The following is a 19,719-nucleotide window of genomic DNA, read 5'->3' as shown; positions in this document are numbered from 1 at the left end:
CGCGGCAATGGCGGCACCCGCATCGCCGTCCCATGCACAGGAAAAGCCACTGGTGGGGCTCGTCTCCATCGCCGCGACCGAGGCGAACAACGTTCGCTACATCAACGGGGCGAAGAAGGCGGCCGAAGAGCTCGGCTACGAGATCTCGGTCGTCGATGCGGCCGGCAGCGCCGACCAGGCGAATGCCGCGATCCAGAACTTCGCGCAGCGCGGCGCCTATGCGATCGTCGACCTCGTCTTTCCCGCCTCGTCGATCGGCGCGGGCCTCGACGCGGCCAAGCAGGCGAACATTCCGGTGGTCACATGGGGCGGCGGCCTCGGCCTCTCGGTCGCCGCGACCAACGGCTCGGGCGCGCCGATCGCCGAGCCGGTGATCGAGAAGCTGATCGAGGATCTCGGCGGCAAGGGCGAGCTGCTGGTGCTCGCCTATCGCACCGGCGAGGTCTGCCGCGACCGCGAGATCCTGCTGGACAAGATGCTGGAGCCCCATCCCGACATCAAGGTCACCAAGAACGAGGTGCGCATCCCCGGCTACTTCGAGGACGGCGCCCAACATGCCAATGCCTGGCTCGCCTCGCGGCCTCCGGGCGACGAGAAGCTCGCCATCTGGGGCTGCTGGGACGATCCTGCGATCGGCGCGATCGGCTCGCTGCGCTCGCAGGGCCGCGACGACGTGATGGTCTACGGCGTGAACGGCAACGCCCAGGCGCTCGAGAACATCAAGAACGGCCACATGAACGCCACAGCCTGGCAGGACAGCTTCTCGGAGGGCTATAACATGGTCAAGCTGCTCGCCGACATCAAGAAGGAGGACTGGCAGCCGAAGGCCGTGGAGATCCCCGCCGTGCTCGTGACGAAGGAGACGGTCGAGGACTTCCTGAAACAGCATCCGGAGGCTGCCCAATAGCGCTGGACGGACCCATGCTTGCTTCCAATCCGGAAAAGGAGGCGTCGTCGACGCCTCCCTTCCTTGCCGTCCGCGGCATCCGCAAGTCCTACGGCGGCGCCCAGGCGCTGAAGGGCGTATCGCTGACGCTCGAGGCCGGCACGGTGCACGGCCTCGTCGGCGCCAACGGCGCGGGCAAGTCGACGCTGATCCGCATTCTCGCCGGCCTTGCCCATGCCGACGATGGCGGGATCGCCGTGGACGGCAAGCCGGCCTTAATCGCAAGCCCGGCGCAGGCCGCCGATCTCGGCATGAGCTTCATCCATCAGGAGCTCGCCTTCGTGCCGCGCATGACGGTCATCGAGAACATCATGCTCGGCCTGCCGAAGAAGACGCGCTTCGGCCTGGTGGACTGGCCGGCCATCGCCCGCGAGGTCGAGCCGGTCGCCCGCCGGGTCGGCATCACCGCGCCGCTCTCGGCCGAGGTCGACGGCCTCTCCACGGCGGAAAACTGGCTCATCAACATCTGCCGGGCGCTGGTCCGCCGGGCCCGCCTGATCGTCATGGACGAGCCGACCGCCTCGCTCTCGGCGGCGGAGAGCGAAAAGCTCTTCGCCATCATCGAGGACCTGCGCCGCTCGGGCGTCGCCATCCTCTACGTGTCGCACCGCCTCGACGAGATCCTCCGGCTCTGCGACCGCGTCACCGTCTTCCGCGACGGCAATGCCGTGTCGGTCATGGAGCGGCATGCGCTTTCGCGGCCGCGCCTGGTCGAGGCGATCGTCGGCGGCGCGGTCGAGGCGCTCGCCCCGCACCGGGACGTCGTCAACAAGCCCATCGTGCTCTCGGCGCGCGGCCTGACGCGCCTGCCGAAGGTGGACGACGTCTCCTTCGACCTGCATGAGGGCGAGGTCCTCGGCATCGGCGGCCTCGTCGGCGCCGGGCGGAGCGAGCTCATGCGGCTGATCTACGGCGCCGACCGCCCGGACGGCGGCACGATGACGCTCGACGGCAAGCCGTTTTCGCCGAAGACGCCGGCGCAGGCGGTGAAGGCCGGCCTCGGCCTGGTGCCGGAGGAGCGCCGCGCCGAGGGGCTCTTGCTGACGAAGAGCGTCGCCTTCAACCTGCAGCTCGCCAACCTCTCCGGCATCGTCCGCAGCCCCGCCCTGCCGCTGATCGACTACGGCAGGCGGAAAACCCTCTCGGAGGGGATCGTCCGCGATCTCGCCGTCAAGACGCCGTCGATCGAGGCGGCCGTCGGCCTGCTGTCGGGCGGCAACCAGCAGAAGGTGCTGATCGGCCGTTGGCTGCTCGGCGCACCGAAGATCCTCATCCTCGACGAGCCGACCCGCGGCGTCGACATCGGCGCGCGCGGCGACATCCACCGGCTGATCCGCAGCCTCGCCGCGCGCGGCATGGCCGTGATCGTGGTCTCCTCCGAGCCGGACGAGCTGCCCGACCTGTGCGACCGCGTGCTTGTCATGGCCGAGGGCCACATCGTCCGGGAGCTTACCGGCCCCGGCATCACCCGCAACGCCGTCGTCGAGGCGAGCTACGCCTTCGACGGCCAAGGAAAGGAACAGACATGAGCGAGGTTGTTTTCGTCCGACGCCTGTCGCCCGGGACGAAGTCCGTGCTGGCCGTCTTCGCCCGCTACGGGACGATCATCGGCTTGCTTGCGATGATCGCCGCCTTCTCGCTGCTCTCGCCGCGCGCCTTTCCGACGGTCTACAACTTCACCAACGTGCTGAACCAGGCGTCGCTGGCGATGATCATCGCCGGCGGGCTGACGCTCGCCGTCATCGTCGGCGAGCTCGACCTGTCGATCGGCTTTGCCGCGAGCATGCACGGCGTCCTCGTCACCGGCCTCATCGTCTCCAGCGGGCTGCCGATCCCCGTCGCGATCCTGCTGGTGATCGCGCTCGGCGGCCTGATCGGCCTGATCAACGGCGTGATCGTCACGAAGATAAAGGTGAATTCGGTGATCGGCACGCTCGGCGTCGGCACGATCCTGACCGGCCTCTCCTTCGCCTATTCCGCCGGCGTGCCGATCACCGCGGGTGTGCCGGAGGCCTTCCTCCAGGTCTCGCTCGGCCGCTGGCTGTTCGGCATTCCCAACAACATCGTCATCATGGCGGCCGTGCTCGGCGGCCTCTGGGTCCTGGTCGAGCGCACGCCGCTCGGCCAGGAGATTCAGGCCGTCGGCGGCAACCATGCCGCCGCGCGGCTCGCCGGCATCGACGTCGACCGCATCAAGATCCTCGGCTTCGTCGGCTCCGGCATGTGCGCGGCGCTGACCGGCATCCTGCTCGCCTCGCGGCTCGGCAGCGGCACGACGAGCGCGGCCGACCCCTATCTGCTCACCGCCTTCGCCGCCGTCTTCCTCGGCTCCGCCACGCTGCGCGACGGCGAGTTCCACGTCTTCGGCACCTTCATCGGCGCCCTGATCATCGCCTTCGGCTTCAACGGCCTCAGCATCTTCGGCGCGCCCACCTATTCGCAATATATCTTCCAGGGCGCTATCCTCATCATCGCCGTCGGCCTTTCGAGCCTCGGCCGCATTCTCTCCCAGCGATAGGAGGCCGCCCATGTCGACCCTTTGGGACGTCCACGTCATCGAGTTCGCCCGGTCGAAGGACCAGCCGCTGATCGACCTCGTCAACGGCGCGCACGACGCGGGCGTGCTCGACCTGCCCTTCGGCTTCGTGCTGGCGCAGAACGGCGGGCGCAACGTGCTCGTCGACACCGGCTTCCTCAACGAGGGCAGCGGCGCGGAATTCTCGAAGAAGTTCGGCATCCCCGACTGGATCTCGCCGGTCCGGATGCTGGCGGAGCTCGGCGTGAAGGCCGACGACGTGACGGACATCGTGCTGAGCCATGCGCATTTCGACCACATGGGCTCGATCTCGGCCTTCCGGAACGCCCGCATCTACATCCAGAAGCGGGAATGGCTGTCCTGGAACGAGGCGATGGCGTTGCCGCCGCAATACGGCTTCCTCACGGCGATCATCAATCCGGACGACATGCGCTCGGCCTTCGACGCGGCGGTCGAGCACCGGCTGACGCTGGTCGACGGCGACCGGGACAACCTCATTCCGGGCATTCATGTCCGGCTCGGCGAGGGCCATACGCTCGGCCAGCAATTCACCATCATCGAGACGGGACGCGGCCGGCTGGTGGCGGCGGGCGACTGCGTCTATTCGCGGCTGAACCTCACGGGGCACAGGCACGACGGCGTCTTCGCGCCCCTCAACAACGGCATCGGCAGCATCTGGAAGCAGCTCGAGACCATGGACCGGATCAACGAGGAGATCGCCGGCGACCTCTCCCGGCTGATCATGATGCACGACAACGACCGCTGGGCGCACCTGCCGCTCGTCAAGGAGGTCGAGGGCTTTCGCATCGTCAAGGCGTCGTGAACCGCGATCGGGGATCGGGCGTCTTCCTCGACAGGAACGCTCCTAGGCCATGGCCTTGAGGGTTCCCCTCATCACCAGCTCCGCGGGAACGAGGCGCACGGGCTTGGCCGAGGAGCCGTCTATCCGGGAAAGGAGGATCTCGACCGCCTCCTTCACCATGCGGCGTCTCGGCTGCCGCAGGGTCGTGAGGTTGAAGGCTCCCCAAGCGGCCATGGGGATGTCGTCGAAACCCACGATCGAAACATGCTCGGGCACCAGGCAGCCCGCGGCCCGCAGCGTATCCATCGCCCCGAACGCCAGCACGTCCGACGCGCAGAAAATGCAATCGGGCCGCTCGGGCTGCGCGAGCAGATCGGCGGCGGCCCGCGCGCCCACCTCGTAGCTGTGCTCGTCGCCGAAGACGACCGGCTCCCGTCCGCCCCTCTCGGCGAGGCGGTCGAAGAAGCCCTTCTTCCGGTCGAGGTTCGAGCTCGCCGCCAGGCTTCCGGAGATGAAGGCCGGCCTGCTGAAGCCGCAATCCATGAAGAGATTGGCGACCATCCGCCCGGCGTCGACATTGTCGCAGGAGATCGCCGAGACGTCGACGCCGTGGATCAGGCGGTTGAAGAGAACGACGGGCACGTCCGATTTCGCGCAGCGCTCGGCGATCTCCGGCCCGAGATAGGACGACGTGACGATGATGCCACGCACCTTGTAGGCCAGGACTTCCTCGATCGCCGCGTCCGCGTCCTTCGCACCGTTCAGGTGCTTCAGCATGACGCGGTATCCGCGCTCCTCGAGGGCCACCAGGAAGGCCTCCAGGACTTCGGGATAGAACGGGTTGGTGATCTCACCCATCACCACGCCGATGAGGTTCGACTGCTGGGTGATCACCCTGAGAAGAGCATTGGGCCGGTAGCCGAGCTCGTCCGCCGCCCGGAGCACCTTCCGCCGCGTCTCTTCCGAAACGCTCCGTCCCGAGAACGTCCTGGACACCGCTGACTGCGAAACCCCGGCATGATGTGCGACGTCGATGGAAGAGGGTTGCTGTCTCTTTTTCATCTCAAACCATTACCGCACCGCCACTCACGTTCAGCGTCTCGCCGGTCGTTTCGCTCGCGTCGTCCGAGCAAAGGAACAGAATTGCCTTCGCGATAGCATCGGCCGATTGAAATCTTTTCATCGGGATTCGGTCAAGCCAATCTTTCTTCACGGCTTCTCCGTCGCTGTCGAACCCTTTGCTGATCCGCCAGTTGATCTCATGCTCGATCATGTTCGTATAGACGGTGCCGGGTGACACCGCGTTTACTCTGATCTTCGGCGCGAGTTCTACGGCGAGCGCCCTCGTCAGCCCGATAATACCCATTTTCGAAGCGCTGTAGTGGGCCGTGAACCGCTGCGCGCGCTGTGCCGCCTGGGACGCGATGTTCACGACGGCGCCGCCGTCCTTCATCAGGGGAAGCGCATGCTTCACGCAGAGCCAGGGGCCTCTGAGATTCACCGCCAGGACGCGATCCCACTCCTCGACGCTGAGATCGACCGCGAGGTTCAGCGTGCAGATGCCGGCATTGTTGACGACGTAGCTGACGGACCCGAAGGCGGCGCCGACCCTGTCCATGAGCGCCTTGACGGACTCCTCGGACGAGACGTCAGCCGAAACGCCGATCAGGCGATCGCCTGCGACCCCGAGCGAGGAGACCGCGCTGTCGACGGTCTCGTCGTCGCGATCGACGAGGACGACCCGCGCATCGCGCGCAAGGAACGCCTTCACCGTGGCAAGGCCGATATTTCTCGCGCCGCCGGTGACGACGGCTACCCTTCTGTCGAAGCTCATCGACATCTCCTCTTTCCTAATCGTATGCGCCCATGACGGTCTGGTCGAAATCGACGATCGAGCCGGTCATCAGCGCGCTCTCGGAACTGGCGAGAAAGCAGATCGCCCGCGCCACCTCCTCCGGCTTCAGGAGGCGCCCGAAGGGCCTCGTCCGGCCGATTTCCTCCTGCCAGTCGTCTCCGTGGCCGTGTGCCGTGCGCTGCGTTCTCTCTTCGCCGGGCGTCGCGGTCCAGCCCATGTTCAATCCGTTCACCCGGATACGATCGTGCCGCAGCGCGTGGGCGAGATTTCTCGTAAGGCCGACGAGGGCGGACTTCGACGCGACATAGGCCGCGATGAAGGGCGCCCCGCCGTGCGCGGCGATCGTGATGACGTTCACCACCGTGCTGCCGGTGCCCTTCCGGAGAAGGGGAAGCGCGCGCTGGATGAGAAAGAACGGCGCCCGGGTGTTCACCGCGAACAGCCGCTCGTATGTCTCCACGCTGGTGTCGTCGATCGTTCCGCGATCGGTCACCCCGGCCACGTTGGCCAGGACGTCGAGACGGCCGCATTGGTCGCCGACGGTATCGACGACCCGGAAACATTCGTCCACGCGGGCCAGGTCGGCCTTAACGAATATGCCTTTGGCGCCCAGCGCCCGGATCTTGTCCGCGACGCGCTCGCCGGCCTCCTGCTGCCGCCCGCATATGGCGACCGCTTCCGCGCCTGCCGACGCCATCATCAGGGCGGTCGCCTCGCCGACACCCTGGGTGCCGCCGGTGACCAGGCAGATCCTGTTCCTGAAGTTCGGGGCCTCGATCACGGTTTTCTCCTTCAGCTGCGGCGTCGGCGCAGATGGTCGACGAACACCACGACGACGATCAGCAGCGCGGTGATGATGCGTTGCCAGAATGGATTGACGTTCAGAAGATTGGCGCCCTGGTTGATCGTCGAGAGCAGGAGAGACCCCAGGGTCGGGCCGATGATGCTGCCGATCGCGCCAAACAGGCTGGTGCCGCCGATCACGGACGACGCGATCGCCTGCAGCTCCCAACCGTCGCCCGTGGTGGCGATCCCCAGGCCGAGCCGGCTGGTCACGAGGATCCCGGCCAGCGCGGCGCAGGTGCTGGAGATGATGTAGACGACGAAGATCGTCTGACGGGCATCGATCCCCGACAGCCTGGCAGCCTCCGCGTTCGAGCCCACCGCGAAAATGTACTTGCCGATCCGCGCCTTGTGGAGAAGCACATAGGCCGGCACCGCGACGACGACGACCATCCAGAACAGGGTGGGCAGCCCGAGGACGAACCCGCGGGAAAAAGCGTTGAACTCGGGCGGGAGCCCGGAAATCCCCAATCCGTTCGTCATCAGGAGGCCGAGACCGCGCCAGCCCGTCAGGCCGGCGAGGGTGACGATGAACGGGGGAAGCTTCATGTAGGAGACGCCGAATGCGTGCACCGCGCCGATCAACACGCCGGCAAGCAGCGTGAGGCTGACGGCGAGCCAGATGGGGACACCCGCGGCCAGCAGCATCGCGACGATGACGCTGGTCAGGCCGACGACCGCCCCGACGGAAAGGTCGATGCCGGCCGTGATGATGACGAACGTCTGGCCGATCGCAATGATCGCGAGCAGCGAGAACTGCCGCATCAGGTTCGTGATGTTGTTCTCGGTGAGAAAGCTCTCGGTCGTGAAGGCCAGGATAGCCCAGATCGCGAGCAGGAGGAAAAAGAGCGTCAGGTTCAGCAGGACGCCGAACCTCACCCCCTTCTTCTTCACCGAGGCTCGCTTGTTTTCGGCGATGGCGGACATGCCGTTCCTCCCTGTATCTATTCGCCGAGCGCGGCTGCAAGGACCACTTCGTGCGAGACGTCACGCGGCCGGTCGAAGACGCGCGCCATTTTCCCGCGGTACATGACGATCAGTTTGTCGCTGAGGTCGTAGACCTCCGGCAAATAGGACGAGACCAGGATCACCCCTGCCCCCTGCTTCAGGAGTTCGGCCAGCAGGAGGTAGATCTGCCGCTTGGTCTTGACGTCGACGCCGACCGTCGGCTCGTCGAAGATGAATATCTCGGCGCCGTGGTTCATCCAGCGGCCGATCACCACCTTCTGCTGGTTGCCGCCGGAAAGATTGCCGACCTCCACCGTCGGATCGGACGGATGGATCTCGAGCGACCCGACCATCTTCTCCGCGGAGGCGCGGACCAGATCGTCGCTGACCAGCCACCGCCGCGTCAGCCGCTTGAACAGGTTGAGATTGAGGTTGAACTCGACGGTCTGGTTGAGGCAGAGGCCCTGGAGCTTCCGGCTCTCGGGAATGAGGGCGAGGCCCCTGCGGATCGCCTCGGCGACGTTCCTCGGATTGTAGTCGCGGCCATGCAGGACCATCGAGCCGGCGGACGCGCCGTGCCGGCCGAAAACGGTCTGCACGAACTCGCTTCGCCCGGCGCCGATGAGGCCGAACAGGCCGACCACCTCGCCGCGGCGCACCGTCAGGCTCAAGTCCTCGAAGCCAGCACCGGAAAGGTCCCGGACCTCCAGCAGCACCTCGCCGCGGTCGATCTCCTCCTTGTAATGGACGTCGCCGAGATCGCGGTTGACCATGTCCCGGATCAGTTGCTCCTGATCGGTTTCCGCGATCAGCCTGGTCGAGATGAGCTTGCCGTCGCGCAGCACGCAGGCCCGCTCGCAAAGCTCGAAGATCTCCTCCATGCGGTGGCTTATATAGAGCACCGCGACGCCGGCCTCCTTGAGGTGCCGGATAAGGCTGAACAGCTGCTCGGTTTCCTGCCGCGTCAGGTACGCCGTGGGTTCGTCGAAGATGATGAGCTTGCTCGCGCGGATCTTGGCGCGCGCCGCGGCGACGAGCTGCTGGCGGCCGATCGAAAGCGACCCGAGCTCGACCGATGCGTCGATGTCGAAACCGAGCTCGTCGAGAAGCTCCTGGGAACGCTCCTGCATCCATGCCTTGTCCAGGATGCCGCGCTCGGTCTTCTCGATGCCGAGATAGATATTCTCCGCCACGGAGAGGTGCGGGCAGAGAACGACCTCCTGGTGGACCGCGTTGAGGCCGAGCGCCTGCGCCTGGGCGGGCGTGCGCAGATCGACCTCGGCGCCCTCGAAGAGGATTCTGCCGGCCGTCGGGGTATGGGCGCCCGTCAGTATCTTGATCAGCGTGCTCTTGCCGGCGCCGTTCTCGCCGACGATCGCCAGCGCCTCGCTCGGGAAGATCTCGAGCGTGATCCCGTCGAGGGCGACGGTACCGGGAAAGGACTTCCCGATACCTTCGAGCCGCACGAGCGGCTCTTGCCGTGCTGCGCTTGGGAGAGGTTCAACACGGTTCATCATGCCAGTCCCGGCTTATTGCTGAAGGCAGGAGAAGTCGGGATGCAGCAGCGACTTGGCCTCCGCCGAATCGACGTTGTCCGACGTGATCACCGTAACACCGGTATCGATCCGCGCGGGGACGTCTTCGCCCTTCAGGCTCTTGAGCGCGTTGGCGATGCCGTCGTATCCCATCTTGTAGGGATTCTGGACGACCAGCGCCTGGACGACGCCGTCGCGCAGATTCTGCTCGAGGGTGTCGCTGCTGTCGAACGTCACGAGGACCGGATTTCCCTTGCGGCCGGCCTCGGAGATCGCCTGGGCCGAGCCGATGCCGGTAAACAGGGCATCCGCATAGATGCCATCGAGCTGCGGGAACGCCGACAGAACGTCATTGGCCTGGTTCAGCGCTGTGGTGGTCTGGAAATCGCCGACACGCGTGGTGACGATCTCGATCTCGGGGGTTTCGGCGAGCCCCTCCTTGAAGCCCGCGATGCGCTCGTCGAGCGTGTTGATGCCCGGGCCGTAGGAGATGATGGCGACCGTACCCTTGGCGGCACCGTTCTTCTTCTTGATCGCCTCGGCCAGGGCCTTGCCCGCCAGCACGCCGCCCGCCTTGTTGTCGGTCGCGATAAGCGACTTGAACGCCGTCGAGTTCGCCGCCGAGTCGATCAGGAAGACCGGCACCTTCGCGCCCGCCTCGTCGACGGCGGCCCCGAGCCCGTCGGACGACGACGGGGCGAGAAGAATGGCCTGCGATCCCGTGCTCACCGCATTCTCCAGGATCGAGATCTGGCCGGCGATATCGGCCTCGCTCGTCGGTCCGGTGACGTTGACGGTGGCGTTCAGCTCCTTGCCGGCATTGCAGGCGCCGGCCATGACCGTCTGCCAGTAGGGGCTGGTCGTATCCTTGACCACGACGGAGATGGTCTCGGCATGCGCAGAGGCCATGCCGAACGCGCCGACGACGACCGATGCGAGAGCATAATACTTGTAGGCTTTCATTTCATCCTCCTCCAATTTCCCACCTGGGAACCGCATGGCCTCGCCTGGTCGGCGGGGCTCGAACTCCTCATTTCACGCCGAGCGATAAGGCGATCGGCTCGATCCCGACGACCGTCTGGTTGGCGGCCGACAGGGCACAGGCGTCGGCAAGCTGCAGGGCGGCGACGCCGTCCACCGCCGTCGTCATCGGCTGGCGCCTCTCCTTCACGGCCGACAGGAACTCGGCGAGCTGCGCGACATAGGCGCCGCCGTAGCGCTGCGGGAAATGATCCGGCAGCGCATCGCACTTGAGGCCGTCCGGAAGGATGAGGCGGGTCTGCGTCAACGGCACGTTCTCCATGCCGACGGATGCGGCCGAGCCCATCACTTCGATACGCTGGTCGAACCCTCCGTTCGACCGCCTGCTGTTCTGCAGCACCACGCTGAAGCCCTTGTCGTCCCACAGGGTCGCGGTGGCCGTGTCGAAATCGCCCTCGGCCTTCGTCCCCGCGTCGAAGAGGTTGAAGCCGCGCGCAAAGACGCGGGTGAACTCGCGGCCCGTGAGCCATCGGCAGAGATCGAGATCGTGGATCGTCATGTCGCGGAAGATGCCGCCCGAGCGCGCGACGTAAGCCGGCGGCGGCGGACCGGGGTCACGGGACATGACCCGCATGAACTCCAGCTCGCCGACACGGCCGGTATCGACGTGCTCCCTGATGCGGCGGGTGCTCGCGTCGAACCGCCTGTGGAAGCCCGTCATGAACGGGACCGGATATTCCCGGAGCAGCGCGACGATCGACATCACGCTTTCGAGGTTCAGATCGATCGGCTTCTCGCAGAACACCGCCTTGCCGCTGCGCACCGCGCGTTCGGAGAACGGCACGTGCGTGTCCGTGGGCGAGCAGATGAACACGGCATCGACCTGCGCGTCCTCGAACACCCTGTCGGCGCTGTCGACGGCCGTCGCGCCGTAACGGTCGGCCAGCGCCTGCGCGGCAGCGGCGCTGGTGTCGTAGACGACATGGATCCGGGCCTCATCGCTTGCAGCGATATTTCGGGCGTGCAGGGCGCCGATCCGGCCGGCCCCCATCAGAGCGATCTTGATCACAGTTTCCTCCCACCGAGTGATTACAGCCAACATCAATTTGCATATTATGTAAATAGGAAAACTGAAGCGACGATTATGTTTTTGGATATTATTCCGATTCATCGAGGAAACCGCATAAAATCGGGTGATTTTCGAATGCACACAGCGTTCAGGTTAAGCGCTGCTTTGCCTCTATTGCATATTATGCATGATGCGTGGCAATTGATAAAGCTGCCGTAGCCACTTCCAACGGTCACTCACCGACACCGGAACGTCATTTGACGGCTGGATACGCGTTCCGCCGAGGCTTCCGTTTTGCGTCAGGCAGGCACAGGTCACGCCAATCATCGGGACGACGTCGGAATCTCACACAATAAGAGGCGCGGCATTGCCGGCCGCGCCTCATACATGCCGCTTCCATCGGGAAGCGATCGTCGCTGCCCTTTACAGACCGCTGGCGTCGTAGACGGCCTGCCTGAGGCGCGACGCGCCGTTCAGCAGGAAGACCTGGTCGGATTCCAGGAGGTAGAGGCTGACGCCGAGGCCGCTCCACTTCGGAATCTCGCTCAGGTCGGGAACGAACATTCCGACGGCCTTGCCGAAGCGTGACGCGGCTTCGCAAATCCTGACGGACGCCTCGATCACCTCGGGAGCCGCCGCCGATGGCGCACCGAGCGCCACCGCAAGGTCTGCCCGCCCTATGAAGAAGCAGTCGATCTCGTCGATGGCCATCAGGTCGTCGAGCACGGCGAGCGCCTCGGCATCCTCGATCTGCGCGACGATCGTCGTCAGCCGGTTCGACGCCGGTATGTGGTCGGCCATCTTCGCCTTGGTATATCCGGCCGCGCGGGTCGAGCCCGCATAGCCGCGCCCTCCCGGTCCGTAGAGGCAGGAGGAGACGAGCGCACGGGTCCTGCCGACGTCGTGGACATGGGGGATCACGATGCCGGTGGCGCCCAGGTCGAGCGCATTGAGGATCTGCGTCGGCTCCGGCGCCTGGATGCGTACCAGGACCGGCATGTCCAGGGATCGCGCCGACAGGACGGCCCCGTCGAGGTCCATGCGGTCGAACGGCGCATGCTCGGCGTCGAGGCAAAGCACGTCCAGCACGGAGCCGGAAAGGACCTCGGTGACGATGCGGGAGGGCGTCTTGACCCACGTCCCGACCGTCAGCGCGCGAGCGCGCATGCGCTCCTTGAATGCCAGCGTTCTCTGCATGGCTCAGCCCCCCGCAAAACGCGCCCGCAGCGCGTCAGGATTGATGACGGTGTCCGGGATCTCGCCTGCCAGCACCGCCAGCACGGAGGTCGTCGCCGATCGCGTCATCCTCGCGACCGACTCGTGGCTGATGCCGCCCATATGGGCGGATGTCAGCAGGTTCGGCACGCCGGCCAGGGCCTCGGCCCCCGGAGGCTCGACCTCGAAGACGTCGAGCGCGGCACCCGCGAGATGGCCCGACCGCAGCGCGGAAAACAGTGCGGGCTGGTCGACCAGCCCGCCGCGCGAGGTGTTCACGAGGTACGCGCCCTTGCGCATCTGCGCGATGCGCGCCGTATTCATCAGATTGCGCGTCTCGGCCAGAAGCGGCGCATGAAGCGAAACGATGTCCGACGTCTCCAGCAGTTCGTCCAGGCTGACGCAGCGCGTCGCCCCCTCCACATGCTCGACCAGGGCATCGAAATAGACGACGCGCGTGCCGAAACCGAGAAGCCTGCGGATGACCGCCCGGCCGATGTTTCCGGCACCGACGAGGCCGACCGTCTTCTTGTAGAGCTCCGCCGGCATCGCTTCGCCCACCCTGTCCCAACGGCCCGCCTTGACTGCCTGGTCCTGGCTGACGACCCGCCGGATGAGGCCGAGGATCATGGCGAGCGCCTGATCGGCCACGGTCTCGGCATTCATCCCGGGGGTGATCGAGATGCCCACGCCGAATTCCCGCGCCGCCTCGTGGTCGATCGAATCCGTTCCGACGCCGACGCGCGCGATCACCTTCAGGTTCCGGTTGCCGGCAAGGACCTCCCGGGTGAAGGGGTCCGTGGAGACGATCGCCGCATCGCAATCTTCAAGAAGGAGAGCGAGCTCCTCGGGCGAGCGGTTTCCGGTTTTCGGCTGCAGGACGAGCTCGTGCCCCGCGGCGGCGAGCCTGGCTCCCGTTTCCGGATCGAGGGCACTATAGCCCGGCCAGCTTACGAAGATGCGTCCCATGGCTAAGACCTCGCGCTTTCCAAGGCCCGGAATCCGGCCCTTGATCCATGACCGGCCGCCGGCGACGGCGCGCAAAGCGAGACCGGCGGGCCCTCGATCTTCGTGGCGGGCAGCGGCCCGGCACCCGCCGGCAAGCCCCCTATCAATTCGTAACGCGTCATCTCTCCCTCCGATGAATAGCTATGCATTAAGCTCCGCGGTTTCGCCCGCTGCCGACCCCGACACCAGGTTCAGCCGAAGGCCGCGGTTTCGGGAATCCTGACCCAACGGTCCTCTTCGGCGGACTGGTACGCTCCGGCGATCACCCGGTTGATGTGCAAGGCCTGCTGAAAATTGGGGGTGGCGTTGAGATCGTTGCGCATCACGGCCTCGATGGCGCGCCGGGCGGTGACGACGAAGGCTTCGCCGTAGCCGAGCCCCTGCCCCTGCGCATACCAGAAGGGATCGGCCTCCGGATGGATGCCTCCCAGCATGATGCGGCGGAAGCCTCCCGTTCGCTGGGGGTCGGCGGCGCTGAAGAAGTGCAGCTCGTTATTGCGCTCCCAGCTGAACGACAGCGAGCCTTTCGTTCCGGTCACCGAAAAGCTGAGGTCGGACTTGTGTCCGGTCGCGGCCCAGGAAGCATGCACCGAGCCCAGCGCCCCGTTCGAGAACTGGACGAGCGAGGCGGTCAGATCGTCGACCGTCACCTCCCGTCCATCCGGCGCCTCGGCGGGCCGCCTGTCGTAGAGCCGTGTCGAGCGCGCGGCGATCGCCTCGACCGGACCCATCAGCGCGCATGCGATATCCATGATGTGCGAGCCGATATCGCCGAACGCCCCCCCGCCGGCAACGGACCTGTCGAACCGCCAGGAAAACGGCAGGCCCGGATCGGCGGCATAATCCTGGAAGAAATGCCCCTCGAAATGAAGCAGATCACCCAGCTCGCCATCGCGGATGAGCTGTCTTGCAAGCTCGACGCCCGGCCAGGTGCGATAGGAGAAGTTGACGATATTGACCTTGCCCGATTTCCGCGCCGTCTCGGCCATCCGCTCGGCGGCGGCGACCGTGTTCGAGAGCGGCTTTTCGCAGAACACGTGCTTCCCGTGGTCGAATGCGTCGATCGCGATCTCCGCATGGCTGTCGTTCGGCGTGATCACGATAACGACGTCGATGTCCGGAGCGCGGGTCACCTCTTTCCAGTCGGCGGTGTGATCCTGCCAGCCCCAGCGCGCCGCGCCCTCGCGCGCAGCGTCCGCCACGATGTCCGCCATGCGGACCATTTCGATGCGCGGCAGCGTCGGCCAGAGATAGCAGCCGATGTTGCGCAGGGCCAGGCTGTGCAGCTTGGCCATGTAGCCGGATCCGACGATGCCGAACCGAATTCTGTCCATGAAGTTCTCCCGGGGTTCTTCTTTTAGCGAATGCTTCGGCCGCCATCGACCGGGATCGACAGACCGGTCATGAAGGATGCGTCGTCGCTCGCCAGGAAGGCGATGACGCTTGCGACCTCCTCCGGCCTGCCGATCCGGCCGATGGGGTGCTTCGCGACGACGGCGGCCTCGAGGGCTTCGCTGTCGGGTGTCGAATCCAGCCAGCCGGTCACCATGCGCGTGCGGATGGCGGCCGGGCATACGGCATTGACGCGGATGTTGCCGGGGGCGAGATCGAGCGCCATCGAGGAGGTGAAGGACGTGACGCCGCTTTTCGAAGCGCTGTAGGCGGCCATGTTCTCGGTGCCGCGAATGCCGGTGATGGAGCCGACATTGACGATCGCGCCGCCGCCCGACCGGCGAATCGCAGGAACGGCGGCACGGCAGCCGAGGAAGATGCTCGTGAGGTTGGTATCGATGAGGCGATGCCATTGCTCCAGGCTCGTCTCCTCCACCAGGCCGCTCTCGCGCACGCCGGCATTGTTCACCAGGATGTCCAGGCGCCCGGCTTCGGCGAGGATGTCCGCGACGACGCGCTCCCAGTTGCCTTCGTCGGTGACATCCAGGCGAACCGATCTTGCGCCTTCGAGCTCAAGCTCGCCGCGCCGGTGGGCGGCGTATACGGTTCCACCCTCGTCCCGCATGCGCCTGACCGTTTCGAATCCAATACCCGTCGATGCGCCGGTGACCAGCGCGACTTTTCCTAGGAATCTTTGCATAGCTTGCTCTCGCAGGACTGGAACGCGACAGAGCACTTAAGCACCCTGTTATAAATGATGATTTTTGCGTATACCGCATAAGATCTAGTTTGCATAGCTTTGCAATTTTGTCTATTTGAAAAAATATCAACGCGAAGGCGCCCAGGGAGGACCCATGTCGAGCACCATGAGACTGACCGCCGCACAGGCGGCTATCATCTACCTGCAGAAGCAATTCTCGATCCTGGACGGGGAGCGGGAACGCCTGATCGGCGGCATCTTCGGAATCTTCGGCCACGGCAATGTCGCCTCCATCAGCCAGGCGATCGAGGAATACGGCCAGGAACTGCCCTACTACCAACCGAAGAACGAGCAGGCGATGGTCCATTCGGCGATCGGCTACGCGAAGGCGAAGAACCGCCGCGCGACGCTTGCCTGCACCGCCTCCATCGGCCCGGGTTCGACCAACATGATCACCGGCGCCGCGGCGGCGACGGTCAACCGGATCCCCGTCCTGCTGTTCGCCTCCGACACGTTTGCCCACCGCCGGACCGGCAACGTCCTTCAGCAGCTGGAGCATCCGATCGAGGCCGACCTGACGGTCAACGACTGCCTCCGCCCGGTCAGCCGCTTCTTCGACCGGATTTCCCGGCCCGAGCAGCTCCTGACCGCCCTTCCGGAAGCGATGCGCGTTCTCACGGACCCGGCGGAGACGGGCGCCGTCACCATCGCGTTCCCGCAGGACGTGGAGGGCGAGGCCTTCGACTATCCCGTCGCGTTCTTCCGCGAGCGCAACTGGGTCATCCGCCGGCGCGAGCCTTCGCCGGACGACATCGACGAGGCGATCGCTATTCTCGCCAACGCCCGGGCGCCGCTGATCATCGCCGGCGGCGGGGTGCGCTATTCGGCGGCCGAGGGCACGCTGCGCGACTTCGCCGACACGTTCGGCATCCCCGTCGCGGAGACGCATGCCGGCAAAGGGGTCAGCCTGGACACCGGCTATTGCCTTGGCGGCATGGGCGTCACGGGCACGGGGGCTGCGGGCAGGATCGCGGAGAAGGCCGACGTCGTCGTCGCCATCGGCACACGGCTTCAGGACTTCCAGACCGGCTCCCGCTCCGCCTTCCACAATCCGGACGCCACCTTCATCTCGATCAACACGAACAGCTACGACGCCCACAAGCTGCGCGGGCTGCCGGTGGTTGCCGACGCACGGCTTGCGCTCGAGCGCATCGGCCGCGGCCTCGAAGCAAGAAAATACGCGACCGCGGGCGGCTATCGTGCCGAGATCGCCCTAAGGCAGGCGGAGTGGAAGGACGCCTATCGCGCGGATATCGCCGTCGAGCCCGGCGCACCCCTCAGCCAGGGCACGATCGTCCGGGCCGTCAACGAGGCGACGTCGCCGGGAGATATCGTGATCGCGGCAGCGGGCACGCCGCCCGGCGAGATCCACAAGGCCTGGGACAATTCGAACGGATCGAAGACGTTCATCGAGTTCGGCTTTTCCACCATGGGCCACGAGATTCCCGCCGCCATCGGCGCCAGACTTGGCGACAGCGGCGCCGGCGAGGTCTTCGCCATCATCGGCGACGGCACCTACCTGATGGGCCCAACGGAAATCGTGACGGCCGTGCAGGAGAACGCGAAGATCACCGTCGTCGTCATCGAGAACTACGGCTATCAGTGCATCCGCGACCTGCAGGAGAATTCGACCGGCATCGACAACCTCGGAAACGAGTTCCGCGCGCGCGACAACGACGCGCTCCAGCCGAACGGAGCCTATCTCGAGGTCGATTACGCGGCCAATGCGAGGTCCATGGGCGCGACCGTCTTCTCCGCGGCGGACGAGGCTGAGCTCAAGGCGGCGCTTGCCGCCGCGCGACGCACCGCGGGCCCGAGCGTCATCGTCGTCAAGGCCGAGAAGCGCGGGCGGTCGATCGGCTCGGGCGTCTGGTGGGATGTCGGCGCCGCGGAGGTCACCGGCACGCAATCCGTGAGTGCCGCGACCGCCCGGTTCCGCTCCGGCGTGCGTCATCAGCGCTATCTCGGTTGAGGCGCGCCATGACGAGGCTGGAACCCGAATTGCTGCTCGCCGCCCAGACGGAGCTCGGCGAATGCCCCGTCTGGGACGGCGGTCGGAACACGCTGTTCTTCATGGATATCATCGGCCGGAAGCTGCATGCCTACGAATGGGCGTCGGGCAAGGATCGCGCCCTGCCGCTCCCGGCCCTCGGAGGCGCGCTCGCCCTTGCCGGGGACGGCCGCCTGATCGCCGGCCTTCAAAGCGGCATTCACATGGTCGATCCCGATTCCGGCGCCTTCGAACTGGTCGTCGACCCGGAACCGGACAAGCCCGACCATCGGCTCAACGAGGGAAAATGCGATCCGCAGGGCCGGTTCTGGGTGGGGTCGATCTCCACCCTCGGCCGTTTTCCGACGGGTTGCCTCTACCGGTTGGAGAAAGACGGCAGGGTGACACGGGTCCTCGACGAGATCAGCGTCCCGAACACGCTCGCCTGGCAGCCGGACGGCGAGCATATGCTCTTTGCCGACAGCGTGAGGAAACAGGTGTGGCGCTTCCGCTACGACGGGGAAACGGGAGGGATATCCGATCGCGAGGTGTTCATCGACGTCGGCGGCTACAGGGGGATTCCCGACGGCATCGCGGTCGACGCGGAAGGCGGCTTGTGGATCGCCGAATTCGGCGGCGGCGCCGTGCATCACTATTCCGCCGACGGGAAGCTCATCGGGAGCGTTCGCCTCCCCGCCACCCAGGTCACGTCCTGCGCCTTCGCGGGGCCGGACCTGGACAGGCTCGTGATCATCACGACGAAGCGGCTTCTCGACGAGGAAGCGCGAAAATCCCAGCCGCATTCCGGCGACATCTTCGTTGTCGAGCCGGGGGTGCGCGGGCTGCCGCCTCACCTTTTCGGATGATGCGGCGCGGTCGGGCGGCTGTTCCGCCCGGCCGTGCCCGCCCTCGTTCAGAACCCGACCGATTTCAGATAGGCGAGGCTCTTGCGGGCGTCGCCAAGGGGATCGAACGAAATCGTCGGGTCGATGTCCTGCTCGATGTTCGCAGCACCGTCGTAACCGTGCGACCTGAGCACCTTGGCCAGCGTCGGCCAATCGACGACGCCGCTTCCCATCGGGCAGAAGATCTTCTGCTCGATTGCCGCCAGGAAGGGAACCTTCTCGGCCAGGACCCGCTCGTGGACGCCGCGATCGATGTCCTTGAAGTGGAAGTAGAGCACGCGATCCGCATGACGTTCGTAGAACGCGACGGGATCGATGCCGGCATAGGCCATGTGCCCGGTATCGACGCAGATGCCCACCCGCTCGGCATCGAGACGATCGAGAACGGCTTCGAGCTCGTCCTCGTACTCGATGTAGCAGCCGGCGTGCTGGTGGATCACCGGCTTCACGCCCTTCGCAAGCGCGATGTCGGCGATCTGATCGATGAGCCCGATCATGTGGTCGAAGCGGGGCGCGTCCAGCTTCCCTGCAAGATCCCGCCGGCCCGCGGTCGCCATCCGTTCCTCCGAGATATGGTCGATCGTCACCAGGTGACGCCCGCCGACCGCCGCGAGGAGCTCGACCGTCCGCCGCGCATTCTCGAGAACCGCCTCGGTCTTGGACGGGTCGTGCAGGATCTGGAAAACAAACCCGGCTTCGACGGCGAGCCCCCGTTTCGCGAATTCCGTCGACAGGACGGCCGGATCCGTCGGATAGAACCCGTAGGGCCCGAGCTCCGTGTGGCGGTAACCGGCCTCGGCGATCTCGTCCATCACCTTCCGCCACAGCGGATTCTTGGGGTCGTCAGCATAGTCCACGCCCCAGGACACCGGAGCGTTCGCCAGTTTCACATGCATTGAAAATCTCCCTTTGCCCGCCCGCGATGCGGCCGGCT

At 65.8% G+C, this 19,719-nt stretch carries 18 protein-coding genes; 6 read left to right on the top strand and 12 right to left on the bottom strand.

The features are described 5' to 3' along the window. The first annotated feature begins 52 nt into the window (after window positions 1-52). From NNZ72_RS18690 to NNZ72_RS18675, 4 genes are read left to right on the top strand one after another with little or no spacing between them, the layout of a single operon-like run. Entirely contained in the window at window positions 53-907 is an 855-nt protein-coding gene (locus NNZ72_RS18690; protein ID WP_257317031.1) for a sugar ABC transporter substrate-binding protein, read from the top strand. Between the two features lie 14 nt (window positions 908-921). Further along, entirely contained in the window at window positions 922-2,475 is a 1,554-nt protein-coding gene (locus NNZ72_RS18685; RefSeq protein ID WP_257317030.1) for a sugar ABC transporter ATP-binding protein, read from the top strand. Then, entirely contained in the window at window positions 2,472-3,464 is a 993-nt protein-coding gene (locus NNZ72_RS18680) for an ABC transporter permease (protein WP_257317029.1), read from the top strand. Before NNZ72_RS18685 ends, NNZ72_RS18680 begins: the two co-directional genes overlap by 4 nt. 10 nt (window positions 3,465-3,474) lie before the next feature. After that, entirely contained in the window at window positions 3,475-4,305 is an 831-nt protein-coding gene (locus NNZ72_RS18675; RefSeq protein WP_257317028.1) for an N-acyl homoserine lactonase family protein, read from the top strand. A gap of 42 nt (window positions 4,306-4,347) precedes the next feature. On the opposite strand, the gene NNZ72_RS18670 is transcribed toward NNZ72_RS18675, so the two are convergent. The 11 genes from NNZ72_RS18670 to NNZ72_RS18620 form a co-directional block, all read right to left on the bottom strand. Beyond that, on the bottom strand, window positions 4,348-5,346 hold the full coding sequence (locus tag NNZ72_RS18670; RefSeq protein ID WP_257317027.1) for a LacI family DNA-binding transcriptional regulator: 999 nt from the start codon (window positions 5,344-5,346) through the stop codon (window positions 4,348-4,350). A gap of 1 nt (window position 5,347) precedes the next feature. Next, window positions 5,348-6,118, bottom strand: coding sequence for an SDR family NAD(P)-dependent oxidoreductase (locus tag NNZ72_RS18665; protein WP_257317026.1), 771 nt, complete (start codon window positions 6,116-6,118; stop codon window positions 5,348-5,350). A 16-nt stretch (window positions 6,119-6,134) separates the two neighbouring features. Then, the gene (locus NNZ72_RS18660; RefSeq protein ID WP_257317025.1) at window positions 6,135-6,920 is read right to left on the bottom strand and encodes an SDR family oxidoreductase; all 786 of its coding nucleotides are present in this window, start codon (window positions 6,918-6,920) and stop codon (window positions 6,135-6,137) included. Between the two features lie 11 nt (window positions 6,921-6,931). Continuing rightward, window positions 6,932-7,909, bottom strand: a complete 978-nt coding sequence (locus NNZ72_RS18655; protein ID WP_257317024.1) for an ABC transporter permease — start codon at window positions 7,907-7,909, stop codon at window positions 6,932-6,934. 17 nt (window positions 7,910-7,926) lie between these two features. Beyond that, window positions 7,927-9,396: a sugar ABC transporter ATP-binding protein gene (locus tag NNZ72_RS18650; RefSeq protein ID WP_257317023.1), complete on the bottom strand. Its 1,470-nt coding sequence runs from the start codon at window positions 9,394-9,396 to the stop codon at window positions 7,927-7,929. 63 nt (window positions 9,397-9,459) lie between these two features. After that, entirely contained in the window at window positions 9,460-10,428 is a 969-nt protein-coding gene (locus tag NNZ72_RS18645) for an ABC transporter substrate-binding protein (protein WP_257317022.1), read from the bottom strand. A 67-nt stretch (window positions 10,429-10,495) separates the two neighbouring features. Next, window positions 10,496-11,515 (bottom strand): Gfo/Idh/MocA family oxidoreductase, encoded by a 1,020-nt coding sequence (locus NNZ72_RS18640; RefSeq protein WP_257317021.1) that lies wholly within the window; start codon window positions 11,513-11,515, stop codon window positions 10,496-10,498. A 423-nt stretch (window positions 11,516-11,938) separates the two neighbouring features. Further along, window positions 11,939-12,712: an HpcH/HpaI aldolase family protein gene (locus NNZ72_RS18635; RefSeq protein ID WP_257317020.1), complete on the bottom strand. Its 774-nt coding sequence runs from the start codon at window positions 12,710-12,712 to the stop codon at window positions 11,939-11,941. A gap of 3 nt (window positions 12,713-12,715) precedes the next feature. Further along, window positions 12,716-13,699 (bottom strand): phosphoglycerate dehydrogenase, encoded by a 984-nt coding sequence (locus NNZ72_RS18630; RefSeq protein ID WP_257317019.1) that lies wholly within the window; start codon window positions 13,697-13,699, stop codon window positions 12,716-12,718. Window positions 13,700-13,929: 230 nt separating this feature from the next. Continuing rightward, entirely contained in the window at window positions 13,930-15,072 is a 1,143-nt protein-coding gene (locus NNZ72_RS18625; RefSeq protein ID WP_257317018.1) for a Gfo/Idh/MocA family protein, read from the bottom strand. A 23-nt stretch (window positions 15,073-15,095) separates the two neighbouring features. Continuing rightward, window positions 15,096-15,830, bottom strand: coding sequence for an SDR family NAD(P)-dependent oxidoreductase (locus NNZ72_RS18620; protein WP_257317049.1), 735 nt, complete (start codon window positions 15,828-15,830; stop codon window positions 15,096-15,098). Between the two features lie 154 nt (window positions 15,831-15,984). Here NNZ72_RS18620 and iolD point away from each other — a divergent pair, with 154 nt between their 5' ends. After that, window positions 15,985-17,862, top strand: a complete 1,878-nt coding sequence (gene iolD, locus NNZ72_RS18615; RefSeq protein ID WP_257317017.1) for a 3D-(3,5/4)-trihydroxycyclohexane-1,2-dione acylhydrolase (decyclizing) — start codon at window positions 15,985-15,987, stop codon at window positions 17,860-17,862. 8 nt (window positions 17,863-17,870) lie between these two features. After that, window positions 17,871-18,746 carry an SMP-30/gluconolactonase/LRE family protein gene (locus NNZ72_RS18610; RefSeq protein WP_257317016.1) on the top strand — a complete coding sequence of 292 codons (876 nt, stop codon included), beginning with the start codon at window positions 17,871-17,873 and terminating at the stop codon, window positions 18,744-18,746. 47 nt (window positions 18,747-18,793) lie between these two features. Here the strand turns inward: NNZ72_RS18610 and NNZ72_RS18605 are convergent, their stop codons facing one another. Beyond that, entirely contained in the window at window positions 18,794-19,681 is an 888-nt protein-coding gene (locus NNZ72_RS18605; RefSeq protein WP_257317015.1) for a TIM barrel protein, read from the bottom strand. Between the last annotated feature and the right edge of the window lie 38 nt (window positions 19,682-19,719).

Source organism: Shinella pollutisoli (genome assembly GCF_024609765.1).
Lineage (GTDB): Bacteria > Pseudomonadota > Alphaproteobacteria > Rhizobiales > Rhizobiaceae > Shinella > Shinella pollutisoli.
This window is presented reverse-complemented; position numbering and strand designations above follow the sequence as displayed.